This window comes from Anaeromassilibacillus sp. Marseille-P3371 (assembly GCF_900169665.1).
GTDB lineage: Bacteria > Bacillota > Clostridia > Oscillospirales > Acutalibacteraceae > Anaeromassilibacillus.
Genome location: NZ_LT835157.1, coordinates 2267639 through 2289434 on the forward strand (window position 1 = coordinate 2267639; position 21796 = coordinate 2289434).

18 protein-coding genes are annotated in these 21796 nt (G+C 48.8%); 6 read left to right on the forward strand and 12 right to left on the reverse strand.

What is annotated here, in order from left to right; translation table 11 throughout:
* Positions 1-3: 3 nt before the first annotated feature.
* The 6 genes from B9Y59_RS09445 to B9Y59_RS09470 all read left to right on the forward strand — a co-directional run bounded on the left by B9Y59_RS09445 (position 4) and on the right by B9Y59_RS09470 (position 3695).
* Complete coding sequence (locus B9Y59_RS09445) at positions 4-636, forward strand: helix-turn-helix domain-containing protein (protein ID WP_066864988.1); 633 nt, start codon at positions 4-6, stop codon at positions 634-636.
* Entirely contained in the window at positions 633-1019 is a 387-nt protein-coding gene (locus B9Y59_RS09450; protein ID WP_066864986.1) for a hypothetical protein, read from the forward strand. The genes B9Y59_RS09445 and B9Y59_RS09450 overlap by 4 nt, the downstream gene beginning before the upstream one ends.
* The gene (locus B9Y59_RS09455; protein ID WP_066864983.1) at positions 1009-1617 is read left to right on the forward strand and encodes a hypothetical protein; all 609 of its coding nucleotides are present in this window, start codon (positions 1009-1011) and stop codon (positions 1615-1617) included. Before B9Y59_RS09450 ends, B9Y59_RS09455 begins: the two co-directional genes overlap by 11 nt.
* Positions 1618-1622: 5 nt before the next feature.
* Positions 1623-1967: a hypothetical protein gene (locus B9Y59_RS09460; RefSeq protein WP_143255281.1), complete on the forward strand. Its 345-nt coding sequence runs from the start codon at positions 1623-1625 to the stop codon at positions 1965-1967.
* Positions 1964-2479, forward strand: a complete 516-nt coding sequence (locus tag B9Y59_RS09465) for a terminase small subunit (RefSeq protein ID WP_066864977.1) — start codon at positions 1964-1966, stop codon at positions 2477-2479. The genes B9Y59_RS09460 and B9Y59_RS09465 overlap by 4 nt, the downstream gene beginning before the upstream one ends.
* Before the next feature lie 166 nt (positions 2480-2645).
* Positions 2646-3695 (forward strand): site-specific integrase, encoded by a 1050-nt coding sequence (locus tag B9Y59_RS09470; protein ID WP_066864974.1) that lies wholly within the window; start codon positions 2646-2648, stop codon positions 3693-3695.
* A gap of 82 nt (positions 3696-3777) precedes the next feature.
* Here B9Y59_RS09470 and guaA (B9Y59_RS09475) read toward each other — a convergent pair whose 3' ends face one another.
* From guaA (B9Y59_RS09475) to B9Y59_RS09530, 12 genes are all read right to left on the reverse strand, one after another.
* Positions 3778-5076, reverse strand: coding sequence for a glutamine-hydrolyzing GMP synthase (gene guaA / locus B9Y59_RS09475; RefSeq protein ID WP_085533111.1), 1299 nt, complete (start codon positions 5074-5076; stop codon positions 3778-3780).
* Positions 5077-6007: 931 nt separating this feature from the next.
* Positions 6008-7543: a glutamine-hydrolyzing GMP synthase gene (gene guaA, locus B9Y59_RS09480; RefSeq protein WP_175055210.1), complete on the reverse strand. Its 1536-nt coding sequence runs from the start codon at positions 7541-7543 to the stop codon at positions 6008-6010.
* 33 nt (positions 7544-7576) lie between these two features.
* Complete coding sequence (gene glmS, locus B9Y59_RS09485; RefSeq protein ID WP_085533113.1) at positions 7577-9403, reverse strand: glutamine--fructose-6-phosphate transaminase (isomerizing); 1827 nt, start codon at positions 9401-9403, stop codon at positions 7577-7579.
* 44 nt (positions 9404-9447) lie between these two features.
* Positions 9448-10725, reverse strand: coding sequence for an adenylosuccinate synthase (locus tag B9Y59_RS09490; RefSeq protein ID WP_085533115.1), 1278 nt, complete (start codon positions 10723-10725; stop codon positions 9448-9450).
* A gap of 108 nt (positions 10726-10833) precedes the next feature.
* A complete protein-coding gene (purB, locus tag B9Y59_RS09495; RefSeq protein ID WP_085534594.1) occupies positions 10834-12264 on the reverse strand; it encodes an adenylosuccinate lyase in 1431 nt (476 codons plus the stop codon).
* Between the two features lie 14 nt (positions 12265-12278).
* A complete protein-coding gene (gene purF / locus B9Y59_RS09500; protein WP_085534596.1) occupies positions 12279-13724 on the reverse strand; it encodes an amidophosphoribosyltransferase in 1446 nt (481 codons plus the stop codon).
* A 71-nt stretch (positions 13725-13795) separates the two neighbouring features.
* The gene (gene purC / locus B9Y59_RS09505) at positions 13796-14503 is read right to left on the reverse strand and encodes a phosphoribosylaminoimidazolesuccinocarboxamide synthase (RefSeq protein ID WP_085533117.1); all 708 of its coding nucleotides are present in this window, start codon (positions 14501-14503) and stop codon (positions 13796-13798) included.
* A gap of 84 nt (positions 14504-14587) precedes the next feature.
* Entirely contained in the window at positions 14588-17806 is a 3219-nt protein-coding gene (gene carB, locus B9Y59_RS09510; protein ID WP_085533119.1) for a carbamoyl-phosphate synthase large subunit, read from the reverse strand.
* Positions 17803-18879: a carbamoyl phosphate synthase small subunit gene (locus B9Y59_RS09515; protein WP_085533121.1), complete on the reverse strand. Its 1077-nt coding sequence runs from the start codon at positions 18877-18879 to the stop codon at positions 17803-17805. The genes carB and B9Y59_RS09515 overlap by 4 nt, the downstream gene beginning before the upstream one ends.
* 112 nt (positions 18880-18991) lie before the next feature.
* Positions 18992-20212 (reverse strand): LL-diaminopimelate aminotransferase, encoded by a 1221-nt coding sequence (locus B9Y59_RS09520; RefSeq protein WP_054324271.1) that lies wholly within the window; start codon positions 20210-20212, stop codon positions 18992-18994.
* A 57-nt stretch (positions 20213-20269) separates the two neighbouring features.
* Positions 20270-21106 carry a diaminopimelate epimerase gene (gene dapF, locus B9Y59_RS09525; RefSeq protein ID WP_085533123.1) on the reverse strand — a complete coding sequence of 279 codons (837 nt, stop codon included), beginning with the start codon at positions 21104-21106 and terminating at the stop codon, positions 20270-20272.
* Between the two features lie 137 nt (positions 21107-21243).
* Positions 21244-21789, reverse strand: coding sequence for an ANTAR domain-containing response regulator (locus tag B9Y59_RS09530; protein WP_054324269.1), 546 nt, complete (start codon positions 21787-21789; stop codon positions 21244-21246).
* Between the last annotated feature and the right edge of the window lie 7 nt (positions 21790-21796).

Below are 21796 nucleotides of genomic sequence, written 5' to 3' on the forward strand. Positions count from 1 at the left end.
AAAATGCAGCGAGTAACCTACTATGACAGTACACTAAAGCAATATGTTTTGGTTGGAAATGAACACGATACGCTAACTGCGCTCGGCAAGTTAGAGGATTCCCTTGAAAAACTGGAACCCAAAACCTTTGGGGAGTTTATGACAAGATTTCGGCAGCGGCGCGGTGTATCTCAAACGTCATTTGCGGCAGCTCTCCATATCAGCCGTGATACTGTTAAAGCGATTGAAGCAGACAAAAATACTCCGTCTTATGAAACCCTGCTTGCGATTACAGATGTGTATAATATTCCCCTTGATACTTTGCGGTTTGCTTTTCGGCGTTATGCCTTCCACCTCAAAGACGAGGCAATCGACTACATGATAGACCGGCAGGACAGCCAGCTTATTGAACCGACTATGTACCGCAATATTGGCGCACTGCTGCAATGTGAACGCCGGTTTATATCAAAATCCCGCAAGCAGCTATCTGATATGAGCGGAATCTCCACTCCCATGATTGCTAAATATGAATCCGGCGAGGTTGATATTGCATGGCCGGTATTGCGGCAATTCGGTATGTGCGTGGATTCTGAGCGTTTACTGGAAGTATGCCAAAAGCTGAAAAATCGTGCAGAAAGAAGGAGAATGATGATATGACCGTTCGAGAAATATATAGACTCCGCCATCAAAAGGCGGTCGGATTCAATAGAGCACGTAGCCGTGTAATTGAGCAGCTTGTAGCACAGCGCGGCGAATGTACTGATACCGCAATCTTTGCGGCACTCCGTGACGAACTGGCTCGCATTACAGCAGATGAAGCACAGATGAACGCTGAAATGAACACATTACTGCGTGCGTCTTTGGCTGATATGGGAATTGACACGCAGTTTGCCGAAGGAGTATTTCTCCACCCGAAGGCGCGCATTTATGATTGTTGTGAGGGTATCGGGTGGTTTGTATCAAAAAGTCTTGATTCTCCGCAAGAGGTCAAAGCACAACAGAATGTTTTAAGAAAGGCAGGTATTGAAAATGACATTTGAAGAACTGAGGGCTGAGGCACAGAAGGCTTATAAGGAAGTTCTGGCGGCTGACGAGGAGCGGAAAAACGATAAAACGATTGCTCGTTTGTCCGAACTTTATGTTGAATCCTATGTCAACGAAAAGCGACGTGAGCGTGACGCTGCTTTTAGGGAATATGTAATTTCCCGCGTAGAGGAACTTAGAGAACTCGTTTCCTCAGTGATTACCGAAAAGCGAAATGGGCTTGACAAAATGCTTTCTACTCCACCGACGAGTGAACAGCTTAGTTTGCTGACTGCGCTTCAGGTGAGGGGCGAGGATATTAGCGAGGGAGAATTACGCAACCTCGCCGACCAATTCATGCCAAATTACCAAGCGGTAAAAGCCTTGCAGACTATCAGCAAGAAAAATGGTGTGCATTTTGCCTTACCTGAAAAATGCGATTACGAAGCATTGCAGGCAGCACTCAACTGGACAGAGAATTACCTGTCGGAGCGGCTTTGCGGTTTGCGTAATTTTACCGCGCCGCGAAATCTGCATGCCTTTGACCGTTTGTTTTTCGGTGAGGGCTGGCGTGACCCTCACTATGATTCCCATGCGGTCAATCTATTTGATTAAATACCATGATAACAGAAAAAGAAGCCCGCAATATGCTCAATAGCTACAAATTACTCTCCTTGAGGGCAGACCTGCGGTATGAGAAAATCAGTTTTTATAAAAAGTACAATGCGGCGGGCGAGTATTGCGAGGTACTCGCCCGCCAAGCAAAAGAATTACTTGCTGCGCGAGATAACATCAACGCGGTGGTTGATTCTCTTGCCGAGCCATATAGGACTGTCCTGTACTTGCGTTTCATTGAGGGGCATACCGTTGAGAAAACGGCAGAAATAATGTTTTACTCCTATCGTTGGTTAATGAGATTGCAAGCTACGGCAATTCAAGAGTTCAGAAAGGCGGTGAACAAATGACCGAGAAACAGGAACGATTTATTGACGAATACATCATAGACTTCAACGCTACACGGGCGGCTATTGCTGCGGGGTATTCCTCAAAACGTGCGAATTCGCAGGGGGTTCACCTGCTCTCTATTCCTGAGATTCAGGCAGAAGTAAGGCGGCGCAAGGCGGAAATCTCTGCGGGACTACGAATTTCCGCCGAACGAGTACTGTGGGAAATGGCGGCACTTGGATTTTCCAACATTTTTGATTATGTTGAAGTCATAGACGGGGAACTTCGCCTAAAAGAACTTCCACCCGAAAAGCAAGGTGCCGTTTCCAGTATCAAGATTACAAAGAACGGCACGGAAGTCAAGCTACACGATAAATTGAAAGCGTTGGAATTCCTCGCCAAATATACAGGGCTAACAGACCATAAAGCAAATACAGAGACGCAAAATAATCTTTTTGAAATGATTGACGCTTGTGGTAAAAGCGCAAATTTTGATGATATTCCAGAACTCAATGGAGATTGGCAACCATAAACAAGCCTACGGTCTCCCACATCAAGTTTTCTTTCTTTTGGAGTATAAACCTACTCTGTAAAAACGGAGCTGATATAGGACGCCGTAGGTACTCCAAATTCAGGGGCTCGCGAATCTTACTATTTGCGATAATATAGATAAAAAGGCAAAACAGGAGGCAAATGTTATGCCAGTATATAAGGACAAGGACCGCGGAACGTGGTATTGCTGTTTCTACTATACCGATTGGCAAGGGGAACAGCAGCGTAAAACAAAGAGAGGTTTTACTAAACAGAAAGACGCCAAAGAATGGGAACGCGCTTTTCTTGACAAATTGCAGGAAAATCCGCAAATGACAATGGCAAGCCTAATTTCTCTGTATAATACAGATATGGCAAGCCGACTCAGGGTGTCAACCATGAACAACAAGGAGCACCTAATAAGGACAAAGATTTTGCCTTATTTCGGCAAAATGAAAATCAGCGACATTAAAGCAACAACGGTTCGACAATGGCAAAATCAGCTCATGGGTGACGAGTACGCCGAAACATACCTAAAAGCAATCAATAATCAGCTTTGCGCGATTTTTAACTACGCCGTTAAGTATTATGGTCTAAAAGAAAATCCTTGTCATAAGGCGGGAAGCATAGGACGCAAGAACGCAAAGGAAATGCAGTTTTGGACAAAAGACGAATACATTAGATTTGCCGCAGCAATCGAGGACAAACCACAAATGCACTCAGCGTTTCAAGTCCTTTACTGGTGCGGCATACGGGAAGGCGAACTCTTAGCCTTGACCAAAGATGATATTGACTTTGAGGGAAACACCATAACTATCAATAAATCCTATCAGCGAATTGGCAAGAAAGATATTATTACGGAGCCCAAAACTCCGAAAAGCAATCGGATTATCGCTTTGCCGAATTTTCTTTGCGAAGAACTTAAAGAGTATATCTCACACATCTATGATAATGGGCGCATTTTCCCATTAACCAAGCATGCCCTATACAGGGAAATGATTCGAGGTAGCAGCCAGAGCGGAGTTAAAAAGATTAGAGTGCATGACCTCAGACATAGCCACGCCTCATTACTTATCGAACTCGGCTTTTCGCCACTCTTGATAGCCGAACGACTCGGCCATGAGAACATAGAAACGACCCTCAATACCTACTCCCATCTATACCCGCACAAGCAAGGAGAACTTGCTCAAACGCTGGACTCCCTGCTAAAAACCTGATTTCAGCGTCATAACAGCATCGCGGCTATCATTAAAAGAGCCCGAAAGCCTTGCAAACAAAGACTTTCGGGCTTTCTTCCATTTATTCCCACTCAATCGTTGCCGTTGGTTTGGGCGATAGATCAACGCAAACACGATTTACACCTTTCACCTCGTGCAGAATACGCGAAGTAATCGTCTGCAACAACGCCCAATCCAATTGCGGAACTTGTGCTGTCATTGCATCAATGGTATTTACTGCACGAATAATAACTGGCCAATCAAAACAACGCGCATTATCGCGTACACCCACTGATTTAAAGTCCGGAACAATTGTAAAATACTGCCAAACTTTTCCCTCCAAACCGGCTTTAGCAAATTCTTCCCGGAGGATGGCATCGGATTCGCGTACTGCCTCCAAGCGATCGCGCGTAATCGCCCCCAAACAACGCACCCCTAATCCAGGTCCTGGAAACGGCTGCCGATATACCATGCTAGCAGGCAATCCTAACGCCACCCCACAGGCACGAACTTCATCTTTAAACAACATTTTAAGTGGCTCTACAAGCTCAAACTGCAAATCCTCAGGCAAACCGCCCACATTGTGATGACTCTTAACCATTTTAGCAGTCTTTGTGCCGCTTTCCACGATGTCCGGATAAATCGTTCCTTGTGCAAGGAACTCTATACCATCCAGCTTACGAGCCTCTTCTTCAAAGACACGAATAAATTCTGCTCCAATAATTTTTCTCTTCTGCTCTGGATCGGCCACTCCTTCCAGCTTCCCCAAAAAACGATCGGTTGCATCTACATAGATCAAGTTGGCTGACAATTCGTCCTGAAATACACGAACAACTTGCTCCGGCTCTCCTTTCCGCAAAAGGCCGTGATTGACATGCACGCAAGTCAACTGACTACCAATTGCTTTTAACAAGAGCGCCGCAACTACAGACGAATCAACACCGCCGGACAATGCTAATAATACTTTTTTATTCCCCACCTGCTGGCGAATTAGATCAATTTGGTCAGCGATGAAATTATCCATGTTCCAATTGGCTTGGGCTTTGCAAGTATTAAAAACAAAGTCACGTAAAGCTTCTTGAATGGCTTGATCTTCTTCTGGCATCGGATTTAGGATTCCATTCCATTCATAATCAAATGTATAAATGGGTAGACCAGATTTTACAATCGCTTCGGAAAGCCCAATCTTTTCACCGTCTACCACATCATTTGGACCGCCATTTGCAACAATGCCCTTCACATTCGGCAACTTACAAATCTCTTCTATGGTTACATCGTAATTACAAATTTCGCTGTATACCCCCAGTGCACGAATTGCCCGTGCAACATCGGTATTTCGTGTACTACCCAGATCCAAAACTACAATCATATCTTGTCTCATCGTATACCCTCCTTTTTTAATCGATTTTATCGTAGCATATTCCCAATAATACCGTCAACTCTGATCGACAAATTTTTTCATATTCGCTCGAAATTTGTCGTTCCAACGGATACAAATATTCCGCTTGCATACCATTTTGTATCTGTCAGTTTATGTCTTTAAAAAAGTCGAATTCACGGCTTAGGTTGTGTTTTCTTACTCAATATCCGTGTATCCCTATTGATATCGTGGGTGACGCATTCTTTATATAGGTTCCCATCTGCTTTTAAAAAGAATTTTAATTCTTATACTATAATGCTATACAATTACTCTTTTAAACCACACAGAATTACAAAACTCACGTATTCTTTTACATATCCTACGGAAGTAGCTATTCCTTGGGCCACTTTCCTTCACTGACAAACTACTCACCCAAAGTATCCACTGGCCATCCCCATATTCTTACTAACTTCAACGATACAACGAACTAGATCGTAGAGCCGGACAGCGTGCTACCCTCTAGTATGTTTTACAACTGGATATACCTATCGACATCCTCAAAATAACTTCATCATTCAGCAAATGTATCGAATACATTCTTTTCAAAATGAAGATCTGTCATTCACCCTTCAAAATGCAAATTCTCTTTAGAATCCTGGTATAAACGCCAGCCAACTTTCTTCTGTCTGCAAACAGGTACAGTCTTCCAGGACACTCTCCCCAAAATCTTTCATCACATATCATCTAAGATCGTCTCGATAAACTGTTAGAAACTTTTTAATGAACTTCACAACTAATCGTAAATTATTGGATCGTATTTGCGATCATACCCTTTAAAATCGTATTTTTATTTAAGACCAATTAAATAAGGCCCCGCCAGTTAGCTAAGGGTATTCTATCTTTAGCTAACTGGCAGGGCTAAAAGGCATCATGCTAAAAATTCATTGACAACTCATTCATATTCAATCGTAGCTGGCGGCTTACTTGTAATATCATAAACCACCCGATTCACATTCTCAACTTCATTGACAATCCGGGTGCTGACAATCTCCAAAGTCTCGTACGGAATACGCGCCCAGTCCGCTGTCATAAAATCCGTTGTTGTTACTGCACGCAACGCAATGGTATTGTCATAGGTACGTCCATCACCCATAACACCGACACTCTTCATTCCAGTCAATACCGCAAAGTACTGATTGATTTGGCGGTCCAACCCTGCTTTTGCGATTTCTTCTCGGAAAATTGCATCAGCATCCTTCAAAATTTCCAATTTTTCCGGTGTAACTTCTCCCATGATCCGAATTCCGAGTCCCGGTCCGGGAAACGGCTGACGCCAAACCAGATGTGCTGGAATTCCCAACTCGATACCGACACGACGGACCTCATCCTTAAATAAATCACGCAAGGGCTCGATGATTCCTTCAAACCCTACATCTTCGGGCAAACCACCCACATTGTGGTGGCTTTTAATGGTCGCTGCATCTCCAGAACCGCTCTCAACCACATCCGGGTATATGGTTCCCTGACAAAGGAATTCCATCTTCCCAAGCTTACTGGATTCTTCTTCGAATACACGGATAAATTCTTCTCCGATAATCTTTCGTTTCTGCTCCGGCTCTACAGCGCCTGCCAATTTTTGCAAGAACCGATCCTGCGCATTGACACGAATTAAGTTCATATCGAACTGCTTACGGAATACGCGCTCTACCTCATCTCCCTCATTTTTCCGCAGCATTCCATGGTCTACAAAAATGCAGGTCAGATTTTTCCCAACCGCTTTGTGAACCAGCACCGCAGCCACTGAGGAATCCACTCCGCCGGATAGCGCACAAAGAACGCGCTTCCCACCTACTTTTTCTCGGATATGACGGATAGTTTCTTCCGCAAACGAATCCATCTTCCAACTGCCGGAACAACCACACACATCGTATAAAAAATTCTTTAACATTTCGGTACCATAGACAGTATGTTCCACCTCTGGATGGAACTGAAATGCATAGAGGCGGCGTATGTCATCTGCCATTGCTGCCACGGGACAGGCGTCACTTTCCGCTGTGACGGCAAAGCCAGCCGGAGGCTGAGCAATATAATCTGTATGACTCATCCAGCAGACGGACTCCGCTGGTAAATTATGAAACAATGCCGCATTTGCCTGCACCCGTATGGGCGTCTTTCCATATTCGCGCACCTCGGAACGGCTGACTGTTCCGCCCAACAAATGCGCCATCAATTGCGCCCCATAGCAAATTCCCAAAACGGGTATCCCCAAAGTAAATATTGCTTTGTCGCATACCGGGGCATCCTTTGTATAGACGGAATTTGGACCTCCGGAAAAGATAATCCCCTTATATCCCGCCTCGGCAATCTGATGCGCCGGGGTCTTACAAGATTTGATTTCACAGTACACATTGCAGTCGCGGACCCTGCGCGCAATCAATTGGCTGTACTGTCCGCCGAAGTCTAAGATTAAGACTGCCTCATTTTTCAGCATGATTTCTTTCCCTTCCTTGTCTTTTGAGAACTATTCTACAGTTACCGACTTTGCCAAATTCCGCGGCTTATCGATGTCGCATCCCTTCATGGACGCCACATAGTAGGCAAACAGCTGTAACGGAATCACGGTCAGAGAGGGCAGCATGACATCGCAGGTCTGAGGTATATAAAACACATCATCTGTCACTTGCTCAATCTGCGTATTGTTTTCTGTCGTCATGCCAAGCACTATGGCGCCGCGCGCTTTAACCTCCTTGACATTACTCACCATTTTGTCAAACAAATTTTGGTGGGTCGCCAACGCAATTACCAGGGTCCCATCCTCAACCAATGAAATGGTTCCATGCTTCAATTCGCCCGCTGCATAAGCATCCGAATGGATATAGGAGATCTCTTTGAGCTTCAGAGACCCCTCTAAAGACATTGCATAATCCAGATTCCGTCCGATGAAGAATACATCCTTCGCATTGAAATGTTGGGACGCTAAATACTGGATATTCTCACGATTCTGCAAAATTTTCTCAATCTTGTCCGGCAACGCCTGTAACTCTGTCAGATAGGCCGAATATTCTTTCACAGAAAGGCGTCCCAATTGATCCGCCATATAAATCGCCAACAGATAAACCACCGCCAGCTGGGTGCTGTACGCTTTTGTGGTCGCTACCGCAATTTCCGGTCCCGCCCATGTATAGATTACATCGTCAGATTCATTGGCGATCGAACTTCCAACCACATTGACAATCGAAAGCGTACGCGCTCCAAGCCGCTTTGCCTCACGCATAGCGGCCAATGTATCCGCTGTCTCGCCGGATTGGCTGATTACCAGAACCAGAACCTCTTCATCAATAATCGGCTCCCTGTATCGGAATTCAGACGCCAAATCCACCTCGACCGGAATCCGAGTCATCTTTTCCAATACATATTTTGCAACCATCCCCACATGATAAGCAGAACCGCACGCAACAATAAAAATCTTTTTAAACGTTTTTAGCTGTTCCGCTGTAAGTGTGATATTGTCCAAAACAATGCGTCCGTTTTGAATGCGCGGCGATAAGGTATCGCGCACTGCCTTCGGCTGCTCCATGATTTCTTTTGCCATAAAATGTTCATAGCCACCCTTTTCGGCAGCAGATACATCCCACTCTACATGAACCGGTTCTTTAGGAACCAGCTCTTTATCCATATCGTAGATACGCACGCCTTCCCGTCGAATGACGGCAATTTCATTGTCATTTAGGCGATAGATGTCACGCGTTTTGCTGAGAATCGCAGGGACATCGGAAGCAATAAAGTTCTCCCCATGCCCCAGACCGATAATCAACGGACTATCCTTACGCACCGCAACCAATTGGTCAGGTGCATCCGCACAGATAATTCCGAGCGCATAAGAGCCTTCTACCTTTTGCAGTACCTTGATGACTGCATCCATAATATCGCCTTTATAATAATGCTCCAATAGCTGCGCGATCACTTCTGTATCCGTTTCGGAGACAAAGGAGACCCCGCGGCGAATCAAATGTTGTTTCAATGCGAGATAATTTTCAATGATGCCGTTGTGTACCACCGCGAATTTCCCTGAATCGCTCACCTGGGGATGTGAATTGATGTCCGAAGGAGCGCCGTGCGTCGCCCAACGAGTGTGGCCGATGCCCACCGTTCCCGGGACGTCTTTTCCTCCATGAATCAAGTCTTTTAGGACCTGAAGACGGCCTTTCGCCTTGACTACGCGAAGCGAGGTCCCGTCATAAACAGCGACTCCGGCCGAATCATAGCCGCGGTATTCCAGTTTTTCCAAGCCCTGCAAAAGAATCGGCGCCGCTTGATCGTCACCGATATAGCCCACAATTCCACACATACTGTTACCCCCTTATGCGCGGGAATATCCCGCAGTCTGCGGAATTACCGATAAATAATGTCCTCGCGAGCCGGACCATTCGATACAATTTTGACCGGCACGCCGATTTCTTTTTCCGCAAACTCAATATATTTGCGGGTGTTTTCCGGGAGGTCCTCATACGTTTTGATGCCACGGATGTCACATTTCCAGCCGGGCAATGTTTCAAGAATTGGCTTACAACGCTTCAGCTGTGCAGTGGGCGGGAAGAAATCAATCCGCTTTCCATCCAACTCATAGGCCACACAGACCGGGATCTCATCCAAATATCCCAAAGCGTCCAAAACCGTAAATGCCACGCTGGTAGCGCCCTGTGCCTGGCAGCCATAGCGAGTAGCCACCAGGTCCAACCAACCCATTCTGCGCGGCCGGCCGGTGGTAGCGCCATATTCGCCGCCATCTCCGCCCCTACGGCGTAACTCATCAGCCTCTTCTCCAAAGATTTCGCTGACAAACTCTCCCGCGCCCACTGCGCTGGAATATGCTTTCACGACTGTAATGACTTCCTGAATTGCATACGGCGGCACTCCCGCGCCCACAGCACCGTAGCCTGCCAGCGTGGAACTGGAGGTTACCATCGGATAGATACCGAAATCCGGGTCCTTTAAGGCACCCAACTGGCCTTCCAGAAGGATGTGCTTTCCATCCCGTACTGCTTGATGCAAAAGCGTAAAGGTATCCGCCACATAAGGTGCCAGCAGTTCTTTATATTCCATCAACTTTTCGTAGACATCTTCCGCCTTCAACTCCGGCTGATGGTACAAATCTCTATATAATACGTTTTTCAGATCCAGAACATGCGCGATTTTCTCCATGATGCTTTCCTGATCGTCATAGAGCTCACTGACCTGAAATCCAATCTTGGCAAATTTATCGGAATAAAACGGTGCAATACCGGATTTTGTGGAACCAAAGGATTTGGAAGAAAGGCGTGCTTCCTCCAAAGAGTCCAGCTCCACATGGTATGGCATAACCACCTGCGCACGGTCAGAAACCAAGATCTTTGGCTTTGGTACCCCGCGCTCTTCCAGCGAATGCAACTCCTTGATAAAGTTCTCTACGCTCAGCGCAACGCCATTGCCAATGATATTGGTAATATGCTCGTAAAACACACCGGATGGCAGCTGATGCAGAGCAAATTTTCCATAGTTGTTGATAATGGTATGTCCCGCATTGCTTCCGCCCTGGAACCGGACAACGATATCCGATTCAGCAGCCTTTACATCGGTAATTTTCCCCTTGCCTTCGTCACCCCAGTTAGCACCCACAATTGCTGTTACCATTTAAAACACCTGCCTTTTCAATCTAAAAACCTCCGTGCAAAACCAAGTCCGCCGCCTCCCGGGAAGATCCCGCAAGGGGGCGGCGGCCATATTCCGCACATTGGTGGATTAAACGTTGATTTCCGCTTTCTCCGTTGGAACAAACGAATATTTATCCAAAAGCGGACGAACTGTATTCTGAATAAACTCCTCCGTCTGCATTGGCGCACAGCCCACATATTTCTCTGGGCTGACAATCGCATGCAATTCCTCCAGTGTAACGCCAAAGATCGAGTCTCCAGCAATACGCGCAAGCAAATCGTTCTCGCCGCCCTCTTCCTTAATCACCTTGGAAGCGGCCATGGAGTGCACACGGATGCGCTCATGCAGCTGCTGACGGTCGGCACCGCGCTTGACGGCGTCCATCATAATATTCTCCGTGGCCATGAAGGGCAATTCCCGACGCAGATGCTGCTCAATCACCTTAGGATATACCACCAAACCATCTGCAACATTGTTGTACAGATTCAAAATGCTATCCACCGCCAAGAAACCTTCTGGAACGCTCAGACGCTTATTTGCAGAATCGTCCAGAGTACGCTCAAACCACTGTGTCGCCTCTGTAATTGCCGGATTCAAGCTGTCTGCGATTACATAACGGGCCAAAGAGGCAATTCGTTCAGAGCGCATGGGATTGCGCTTATAAGCCATGGCCGAAGAACCAATCTGATTCTTTTCAAACGGTTCCTCCACCTCTTTTAAATGCTGCAACAAGCGGATATCATTGGAAAATTTAGCAGCGCTCTGTGCAATACCACTCAGGATGGACAAAATCTGACTATCCAGCTTACGGGAATAGGTTTGGCCAGAAACTGCAAAACAAGCGCGATAGCCCATCTTTTCTGCAATCTTTTGATCCAGCTGTTTGACTTTCTCATAGTCGCCATCAAAAAGCTCCAAGAAACTAGCCTGGGTACCTGTTGTTCCCTTAGAGCCCAACAGCTTTGCCTTGCTCAGCTGATATTCCACATCTTCAAGATCCATCATCAAATCCTGAATCCATAGAGTGGCACGCTTACCAACGGTCGTCGGCTGTGCGGGCTGAAAATGTGTAAACGCCAGTGTGGGCAGGTCTTTATATTCCATAGCAAAATCTGCTAGAACGCGAATAACCCCTACCAACTTTTGGCGTACCAACTGTAACGCTTCTGTCATCACAATGACATCGGTATTATCCCCTACATAACAGGAGGTTGCTCCCAAATGGATGATTGCACGCGCCTTGGGGCACTGTTCTCCATATGCGTAGACATGCGACATAACATCGTGACGGACCACCTTTTCGCGCGCCTCCGCCACCTCGTAGTTGATGTCCTCCGCATGTGCTTTCAGCTCGTCAATCTGCTCCTGCGTGATGGGAAGCCCCAGCTCCTTCTCCGTCTCCGCCAAGGCAATCCAGAGCTTGCGCCAAGTGCGGAACTTCTTGTCCGGTGAAAACAAAAACTTCATCTCAGCATCCGCATAGCGCGCAGAGAGGGGTGATTCATACGAATTTTTCACGTTGACAACCTCCATCAATCTCTTCTGATCGGCACACAATATTTGTTTTCTTTTGACGCCATCGAATGGCTGGGAACAGAAGCCGGATAGTTTCCAGAGAAGCAAGCATCACAATAATGACCGCAGGCACCCTCAACCCCCAACATCTTCGGGAGATTTTCCAGCGCAAGGAACTCGATCGAATCCGCAAAGCTCATCTTTCCGATCTCCTCCACAGTATGCTTACAGGCGATCAACTCATCCTTGGAAGGGATGTCCGTCCCATAGTAACAGGGCCACAGGAAAGGCGGAGAGCTGATACGCAGATGTACTTCTTTGGCGCCGGCATCTTTCAGCATGGACACAATCCGCGCACAGGTTGTGCCGCGCACAAGGGAGTCGTCCAACATAACAACGCGCTTGCCCTTCACCGCTGTCCCCAGGGCATTTAGTTTAATACGCACACTGCGCTCACGGGAGGCCTGATCCGGCTTGATAAACGTACGGCCAATGTAGCTATTCTTGACAATTCCCTTTTGGTACGGAATCCCGGATTCCTCACTGTATCCAATCGCCGCGTCGATCCCGGATTCCGGGACACCGATCACCATATCCGCGTCTACCGGATGCTGGCGCGCCAACAGGCGGCCGGCTTCTTTGCGCGCCTCATACACGCTGATACCGTCTATTACGCTGTCCGTACGGGCAAAATAAATATATTCAAACACGCAGAGGGACTTTTTGGCCGCGTTTGGCAGCATCATCGAACGCAGGCCGTTCTCATCCGCAACGACAATCTCTCCGGGCTCTACATCGCGCACATAGTCCGCACCGCACGCATCCAGAGCGCAGGTTTCGGATGCAAATACATAGCTGTCCCCGGCACGGCCAATGCAGAGCGGACGGAATCCATTGGGATCACGCACAGCAATTAACTTCTGCGGGCTCATCACAATCATGGAATAGGAGCCTTGGACCTTCGGCATTGCACGGTAAACCGCCTCCTCAATCGAGGCAGCGTCTACGCGCTCCCGAGCGATGATATAGGCGATTACTTCGGAATCAATCGTCGTCTGGAAAATGCAGCCGCGGTGCTCCAGCTCATGCCGCAGCTCATAGGCATTGCTCAGGTTTCCATTGTGCGCAATCGCTAATGTTCCCTTGATGTAGCGCATAACCAACGGCTGGGAATTCTCCCGAACGCTTGCGCCCGCCGTGGAATAGCGCACATGGCCCACGGCAATCTGGCCCTTCAATTCCCGCAAAATCTTGTCGTTGAAGGTTTCTGTCACCAGCCCCATGTCCTTGTAACAGGAAATGACGCCTTGATCGTTTACTGCGATTCCACAGCTCTCCTGGCCTCTGTGTTGCAGGGCCAACAGGCCGTTGTATGTAGCATATGCAGGGTTTAGCGTACCATCCATTGCATAGACGCCAAACACGCCGCACTCCTCATGTGGTTTTGCAAAATCAAACTCCATTACAGAACCGTTCAAAAGCTCACCATCCTAATCAAACTATGGATTGTCAAACGAATCGGTTGAAAAGGACTTTACAGTCCGATGCGCTTCATCATCTCGGCATAGGCCTCTTCTACACCGCCCAAGTCTCTGCGGAAGCGGTCCTTGTCCAACTTCTCATGGGTGTGAACATCCCAGAAGCGGCAGGTATCCGGCGAGATCTCATCAGCCAGGAGAATTTCGCCGTCCGGCGTTTTTCCGAACTCCAGCTTGAAGTCCACCAAAATAACATCGAGCTGCTTGAAGTATTCCTTCATCACCTCATTGACCTTGAACGCCATTGCCTTGATGGTATCAATCTCTTCCTGGGTTGCCAGGCCAAGCGCCATTGCATGATAGTCGTTAATCAACGGATCGCCAAGGTCGTCGTTCTTATAGGAAAACTCGATGGTCGGCTGTGCGAACTCGATGCCTTCCTCCACTCCGAAGCGCTTTGCAAAGGAACCAGCGGAAAGGTTGCGGATAATCACTTCCAGCGGGACAATCTCTACCTTTTTAACGACCGTTTCGCGGTCGCTCAGCTCCTCGACGAAGTGCGTCTTTACCCCGTGCTTCTCCAAAAGCTGGAACATAAAGTTGGACATACGGTTGTTCACAACGCCTTTCCCCGCAATGGTTCCCTTTTTCTGCCCATTAAATGCTGTCGCGTCGTCCTTATAGTCGACAATGCAGAGGTTCGGATCTTCTGTTGCAAATACCTTCTTGGCTTTTCCCTCATAGAGCTGTTCACATTTTTTCATGATTAAAATCCTCCTAATCGATTTCATCTGGCAAGGATGGGAAACAGGCATTGCCGGGGGCATACACCCCCGGCGCAGACCGGTTTAAATAAAGTTCAGGAAGCTGGATACCGTTGTGATGTCGATGACCGAAAGCTGTGTGGTTTCCACATGCTGTGCACAGGTCAAAAACGCATTGGCGGTGTCCAACGAAGTCAGACAGGGAATGCCTGCCTCAACCGCATTGCGGCGGATCAGATAGCCGTCGCGATTGTGCGACACGCCCTTGGACGGCGTGTTGATAACCAAGTCGATCTTCCCGGATAGGATCACATCGAGAATGTCCGGCTTGCCCGCGCCGATTTTATTTGTACGGATGGTGGGAATACCGTTGTCGTTCAGGAACGTAGACGTCCCGGCCGTGGCATAGATCGTCCATCCCAATTCGTACAAACCGCGTGCGATCGGCAGGACCTCCTGCTTGTCGCTGTTCTTAACTGTAATGATGACATGGCCCTTTTTAATCATATGGGTTCCCGCGCCATAGAACGCCTTAATCATCGCCTCGTCAAAGGTCCGGGCTACACCCAAAACTTCGCCGGTGGACTTCATCTCCGGTCCGAGGTTGACGTCGGCGCCATACAGCTTTTCAAAGGAGAATACCGGCATCTTAATGGCGATGAGCTCCTTTTCTGGCTGCAAACCATACTCATAACCCATCTCCGGCAAAGTCTTGCCAAAGAACGTTCCAACAGCCAACGGGACGATCGGAATATCCGTCACCTTGCTGATATATGGGACCGTACGGGATGAACGCGGGTTGGCCTCAATGACATAAACTTGATTGTCTTTCACAATAAACTGGATATTCAGCAGGCCCTTAACCTTGAGCGCCTTTGCCAAACGGCGGGTATATTCCACGATGATGTCCTGCATATCCTTGCTCACACCAACTGCTGGATAGACCGAAATACTGTCCCCGGAGTGAACGCCAGCGCGCTCAATATGCTGCATAATCCCCGGAATCACCGAATCAATCCCGTCACACACAGCGTCAACTTCGACCTCTGTACCCATGATGTATTTGTCCACCAGAATCGGATGTTCCTGTGCAATCTGGTTAATCACACCGATGTCCTCTATGACATCCTCATCGCTGTAGGCGATATGCATTCCCTGGCCGCCGAGCACATAGGACGGACGCACCAGAACTGGATAACCAAGCTCGTTCGCCGCAGCAAGCGCCTCCGCACAGGTGAACACCGTACGGCCTGCGGCGCGTGGGATTTCACATTCGTTCAAAATCGCGTCGAAACGTTCACGGTCCTCTGCGGCGTCGATGCTGTCAAAAGAGGTTCCCAAAATCGGAATTCCCATTTTTTCGATGGCACCGGCCAACTTAATCGCCGTCTGGCCGCCAAATTGTACCACTGCGCCATCGGGTTTTTCCAACTGAACAACATGGAGGACATCCTCCGGCGTAAGCGGTTCAAAGTAGAGCTTATCCGCAATATCAAAGTCCGTACTAACCGTCTCCGGATTGTTGTTCATGATGATGGTCTCGTATCCCAAATCCCGCAAGGCCCAAACACTGTGAACCGAGCAGAAATCGAATTCAATTCCCTGTCCAATGCGGATAGGACCGGACCCGATAACTAAAACCTTCTTGCGGTCCGTCTGGCAGACGGACTCATTTTCCGTGCCATAGCTGGAATAGTAGTATGGCGTCGCCGCATCAAATTCCGCTGCACAGGTGTCCACCATCTTATAGACGGGCCTGATATTCCACTCATCCTCCAGGCGGCGAATCTCCTCCACACTCTTTCCACTGAGTTCCGCGACGGTTTCATCCAGGAAGCCATAATCCTTCGCCTTAAGCAACAGTGCACGATCCAGCTCTTCGGTCGCAAGCGCTTTCTCCACATTGACGATGGAAACAAGCTTGTCCAAGAACCACAGATCGATTTTGGTGATGTCGTGGATTTCTTGCGCTGTAAATCCGCGGCGCAATGCCTCTGCCAGTACAAACAGACGGCGGTCATCGACCACATGCAGGCGCTCGCCGATTGCATCATCGCTGAGGCCTTTGAGATTCTTGTCGATCAGGCTCATCATATTGACTTCCAGGCAACGGACCGATTTCATCAACGCGCCCTCAAAGTTCGGCGCAATGCCCATGACCTCGCCGGTCGCTTTCATCTGGGTTCCCAGAAGCCGCTTGGCGTTCTGGAATTTATCAAACGGCCACTTCGGAATCTTCACAACACAATAGTCCAATGTCGGTTCAAAGCAGGCGTATGTCTTTTTCGTAATTGCATTTGGGATCTCATCCAACGTATATCCCAGTGCAATTTTTGAGGCTACTTTAGCAATCGGGTAACCGGTCGCCTTAGAAGCGAGCGCCGAAGAGCGGCTGACGCGCGGGTTCACCTCAATGACACAGTATTCAAAGCTGTTGGGGTTTAGTGCAAACTGTACATTGCAGCCGCCTTCCACCCCCAATTCCGTGATGATGTCCAATGCCGCACTGCGCAACATCTGCGTCTCTTTATCCGCCAATGTCTGACACGGCGCTACAACGATCGAGTCGCCGGTGTGTACGCCGACCGGGTCGAAGTTCTCCATATTACAGACGGTAATACAGTTGCCGTTCTTATCACGCATCACTTCGTATTCGATTTCCTTCCAGCCGGAGATGCAGCGCTCAATCAATACCTGGTGTACGCGGCTGCGGTGCAACCCGAGGGATGCGATCGAAAGCAAATGCTCGCGGTCATAGGCAATGCCACCGCCGCTGCCGCCCAAGGTATATGCCGGACGAACAACCACCGGGTAACCAATCCGTTCCGCCACCTGCAAAGCCCGGTCCAAGTCCTCGGCGATTTCGCTTTCCGCACAGGGCTGATGAATGCGCTCCATCGCCTCTTTAAAGAGCTCGCGGTCCTCCGCCATCCGGATTGTATCGGCGCTCGTGCCGATCATGGTAACATTGTGCTCCTTCAGGAAACCGGATTCCTCCAACTCCACCGCAAGATTCAAGGCATTCTGTCCGCCCAGAGTCGGCAAAATACTGTCCGGTTTTTCTTTGATGATGACCTTTTTGATGGTTTCCACGGTCAGCGGTTCGATATAAACCTTGTCCGCAATCTGCTTATCCGTCATAATTGTCGCCGGGTTGGAATTGATGAGGACGACTTCAACGCCCTCTTCGCGAATTGCACGACACGCTTGCGTTCCAGCATAGTCGAATTCTGCCGCCTGTCCGATGATGATCGGGCCGGAACCGATGATGACAACCTTTTTGATCTTTGGATTCTTGCTCATATGCGGCTCCCTCCCATCAAATTGATAAACTTATCAAACAGGAATCCAGTATCCAACGGGCCTGAGGAAGCCTCTGGATGGAACTGTACAGTAAAGACCCTGCCATTTTTATAGTTTAAACCTTCTACACTTCCGTCGTTCATGCTGACAAAACTGACGTCTGCAACCGAAGGATCGATCGTGTCCGCATTGACGACAAAACCATGGTTTTGAGAGGTAATATATACACGGTTGGCCGCAAGATCCTTGACCGGGTGGTTGATCCCTCTATGGCCATATTTCAACTTATAGGTATCAAATCCCTGGGCCAGTGCCATCAGCTGATGGCCCAGGCAAATGCCAAAGATCGGAAGTCCGTGGTCATAGAGACGTTTTAACTCTTGAATGGATTTTACACACGCCTGCGGGTCGCCCGGGCCGTTGCTCAACATGATGCCATCGGGGGAAAATGCCAAAAAGTCCTCCATCGAGGCGTCATACGGGAAACACTTGACCGTACAGCCACGCTTGACAAGGCAGCGGATGATATTGTGTTTGACGCCGTAGTCCGCCAGCGCCACGCGAATCGGTCCGTCGCCGTAGACTTTCCCTTCGCGGTCGCTAACCGTCGGCACATAGGACTTCAATACAAAGTCCTCTATCTGCTTTTTCATAGCCGCCGGGTCGATCGCCTCCCCATAGGAAATCATGCCGCGCATAGTGCCGCTTTCGCGCAGAACACGGGTGAGCGCGCGGGTGTCAATGCCGTACATACCGGGAACTTTGTTTTGTTTTAAATAGGTATCCAGATCCACGTCACAGCGAAAATTGCTCGGGATACCGGAGACAGACCGCACGATAAACGCGCCCAGCCACGGTTTTGTAGATTCCGCATCGTCGTAGCAGATGCCATAGTTTCCAATCAGCGGAAAGGTCATGACAACGCCTTGACCTGCGTAGGATGGGTCCGTGAGCAGCTCGGTGTAGCCGCACATGGCCGAATTGAACACGACTTCGCACAGCACATCGTGCTCATAGCCGAAACCCGTGCCCTCAAATGTCATGCCATTTTCGAGCATAAGGAGTGCTTTCATTCAATCACCAACCGTTTCTAAATAATAAAATTCCCAAATCCCTACATTTGTATGTTTACAGTCAAACGGCCCCGACTTAAAAAGGCGGGGCTATTGACCAGGAAACAACCATTCAACCGGCAAAGGCCTCTACAATTTTTGCAAGCGCCTTTTCCGTATTTTCTTTTGTATTGAAGGAGGTCAAGCGGAAGAAACCCTCTCCGCCAGCGCCAAATCCGGAGCCCGGCGTCCCAACTACCCCGCACTTTTCCAGCAACAGATCGAAAAATTCCCATGAGGAAACGCCTTGCGGTGTTTTGAGCCATACATAAGGGGAATTCTCACCGCCATAAACGGTAAAGCCCGCCTTCTTCAGCCCCTCACGGATGATTCTGGCATTGTTGAGGTAATAGGCAATATTGGCCCGAACCTCTTTTTTGCCTTCTTCCGAATAGACCGCCTCTGCGCCGCGCTGCACCACATAAGACACACCGTTCATCTTGGTGGATTGACGGCGGTCCCAAAGTCTATTCAGCGATACGCCATCGTATTCAAGTTCTTTCGGAATCACGCTAAACGCACAGCGAGTTCCGGTGAATCCAGCTGTCTTGGAGAAGCTGCGGAACTCAATCGCACACTTCTTAGCGCCTTCGATCTCAAAAATGCTGTGGGGCATGTCCGGATCGGTGATAAATGCTTCATATGCTGCGTCATAGAGAAGGATGGCTTTGTGTTCCAATGCATAATCCACCCACTTCTTCAATGCTTCCTTAGTGATTCCCACGCCGGATGGATTGTTTGGGAAGCACAGGTAGATCATGTCCACAGGCTGCTGGGGGAGCTCCGGCAAAAAGCCGTTTTCTTCTTTACAGGGCATATAAACGATTTTGCTCCAACCCTTGCCTTCCACATAATCGCCAGCGCGTCCTGCCATAACATTGGTATCAACATAGACTGGATAAACCGGGTCGCAGACGGCGACAACATTGTCCACGCCAAAAATATCGCCGATGCTGCCCGTGTCGCTTTTCGCGCCATCGCTTACGAAAATTTCGTCCGCAGAAATGTCAACTCCACGGTCCTGAAAATCATTCTTTGCAATCGCTTCGCGCAGGAACCCATACCCCGCTTCCGGTCCATACCCGTGGAAGCTTTCCGCCTGGCCCATTTCTTTTGCGGCCGCGCACATGGCGTCTACCACCGCTTTCGGCAGTGGGCGGGTCACATCCCCGATTCCCAGACGGATAATCTCCTGATCCGGGTGTTTTTTCATGAAGGCGTTTACCTTATTATTGATGTCCACAAACAGATAGCTGGCAGGAAGCTTCACAAAATTCTCATTGACTTTCAGCAAATCAAAAAACCTCCTTAAGTTTGTTTTTTATTCTGGAATGTCCAATACCATATTATATCAGATTTCGACGGTTCCGTCAAAAACAAAAGCAGCTGGCCCTTCCATAAAAACCTCGTCCGTATTCGGGTCCCAGAAAATATGCAGATCGCCGCCGCGTAGATGGACGGTCACATCTCGATCTGTTTTTGCATTCAGCACAGAGGCCACCGCACAGGCACACGCTCCCGTGCCGCAAGCCCAAGTTTCACCAGAACCACGTTCCCAGACACGCATCCGAATCTCATGCGGTCCAAGCACCTGAACGAATTCAATATTGGCGCGTTCTGGGAAGATCGGGAGATTCTCCATCTCCGGCCCGATCGCAGGCAAGTCCAGTCCGCCGACCTCATCCACAAACGCCACCGCATGGGGATTTCCAACGGAAACACATGTAATTCTCCATACTCTGCCTGAAGCGGTCTGAACTTCCTCGTCCACAATGCGCTCTTTGTTAAAATGCGCCGGAATCTCTTCCGGCTTGAGTGCCGGCCGCCCCATATTGACACGCACAGAGGAAACTTTTCCATCCTCGATACGCAGCTGTAGGGTCTTTATACCGCTGCGCGTTTCTACCCGCAGGACATCCTTTTGGACGATCCCGCGGTCATAGACGTATTTTGCGACACAACGAATGCCATTGCCGCACATCTTGCCGATCGAACCGTCCGCATTGAACATCTCCATGCGGCAATCCGCTACATCGGAGGGAAGAATTAAAATCAGGCCGTCCGCGCCAATGCCAAACCGCCGGTCGCTCAACCGGATTGCCACCTCCGAGGGATTTTGAACCGTCTCCTCAAACCCATTGACATAGATATAATCGTTGCCAATGCCATGCATTTTGGTAAATTTCATGAGGCCATCCTCCTTTACAAATCAAACGCCGCACGCACGGAGCCGCATCCCACCGATTGTACGGCTGCCTCTTTCCTGGAAGCGTCTCTCTTCTTTACTGAACAATAAACTTTCGTCCTTTATCATCTTTATGCCCTTTAGACGGTTCTATTCAAAGTATCCAGCACAAGTATTGCTATTTCGCACAGCCTTTTGCCGGAATCCATACTTCGCTTTTGCAAGAACCGGTGGGCGGACGGTTCACTCATATTGCATTGCACCATCAGCTGCTCTTTTGCGCGCACGAGAATTTCTTTCTCCTCCATTCCACTGTTGGCTATGCGCTGTTTCAAGGCTTGCCCAGAACTCTCCGAGATCTGGATCAGCATATGAACACAAGCGGCCAACCGCCCGCGGTTCAGCGGCATCACCAGACAGGGGTCGTCCAAGGCCTCCGGCGGCAGTCCTCTCACAATATAAAGAAACAGGTAGTCCGCCCGCATATTGCGCAACTGCTGAATGGCAGGCATTTCGGAGAGGGTAACGCCGCATACCACCACACCCCAACGGCTATATTCCATCAAGCGCAATAACTGTGCAGCCGTAGTGCACACAGCCGCCACCGGTATTCCTGCCGATCGTAGAACTGCGCTGATCTGTTTCGCATGATTTAGGTTCGTATTTGCAACAATTACATTGCCCACAATTCTC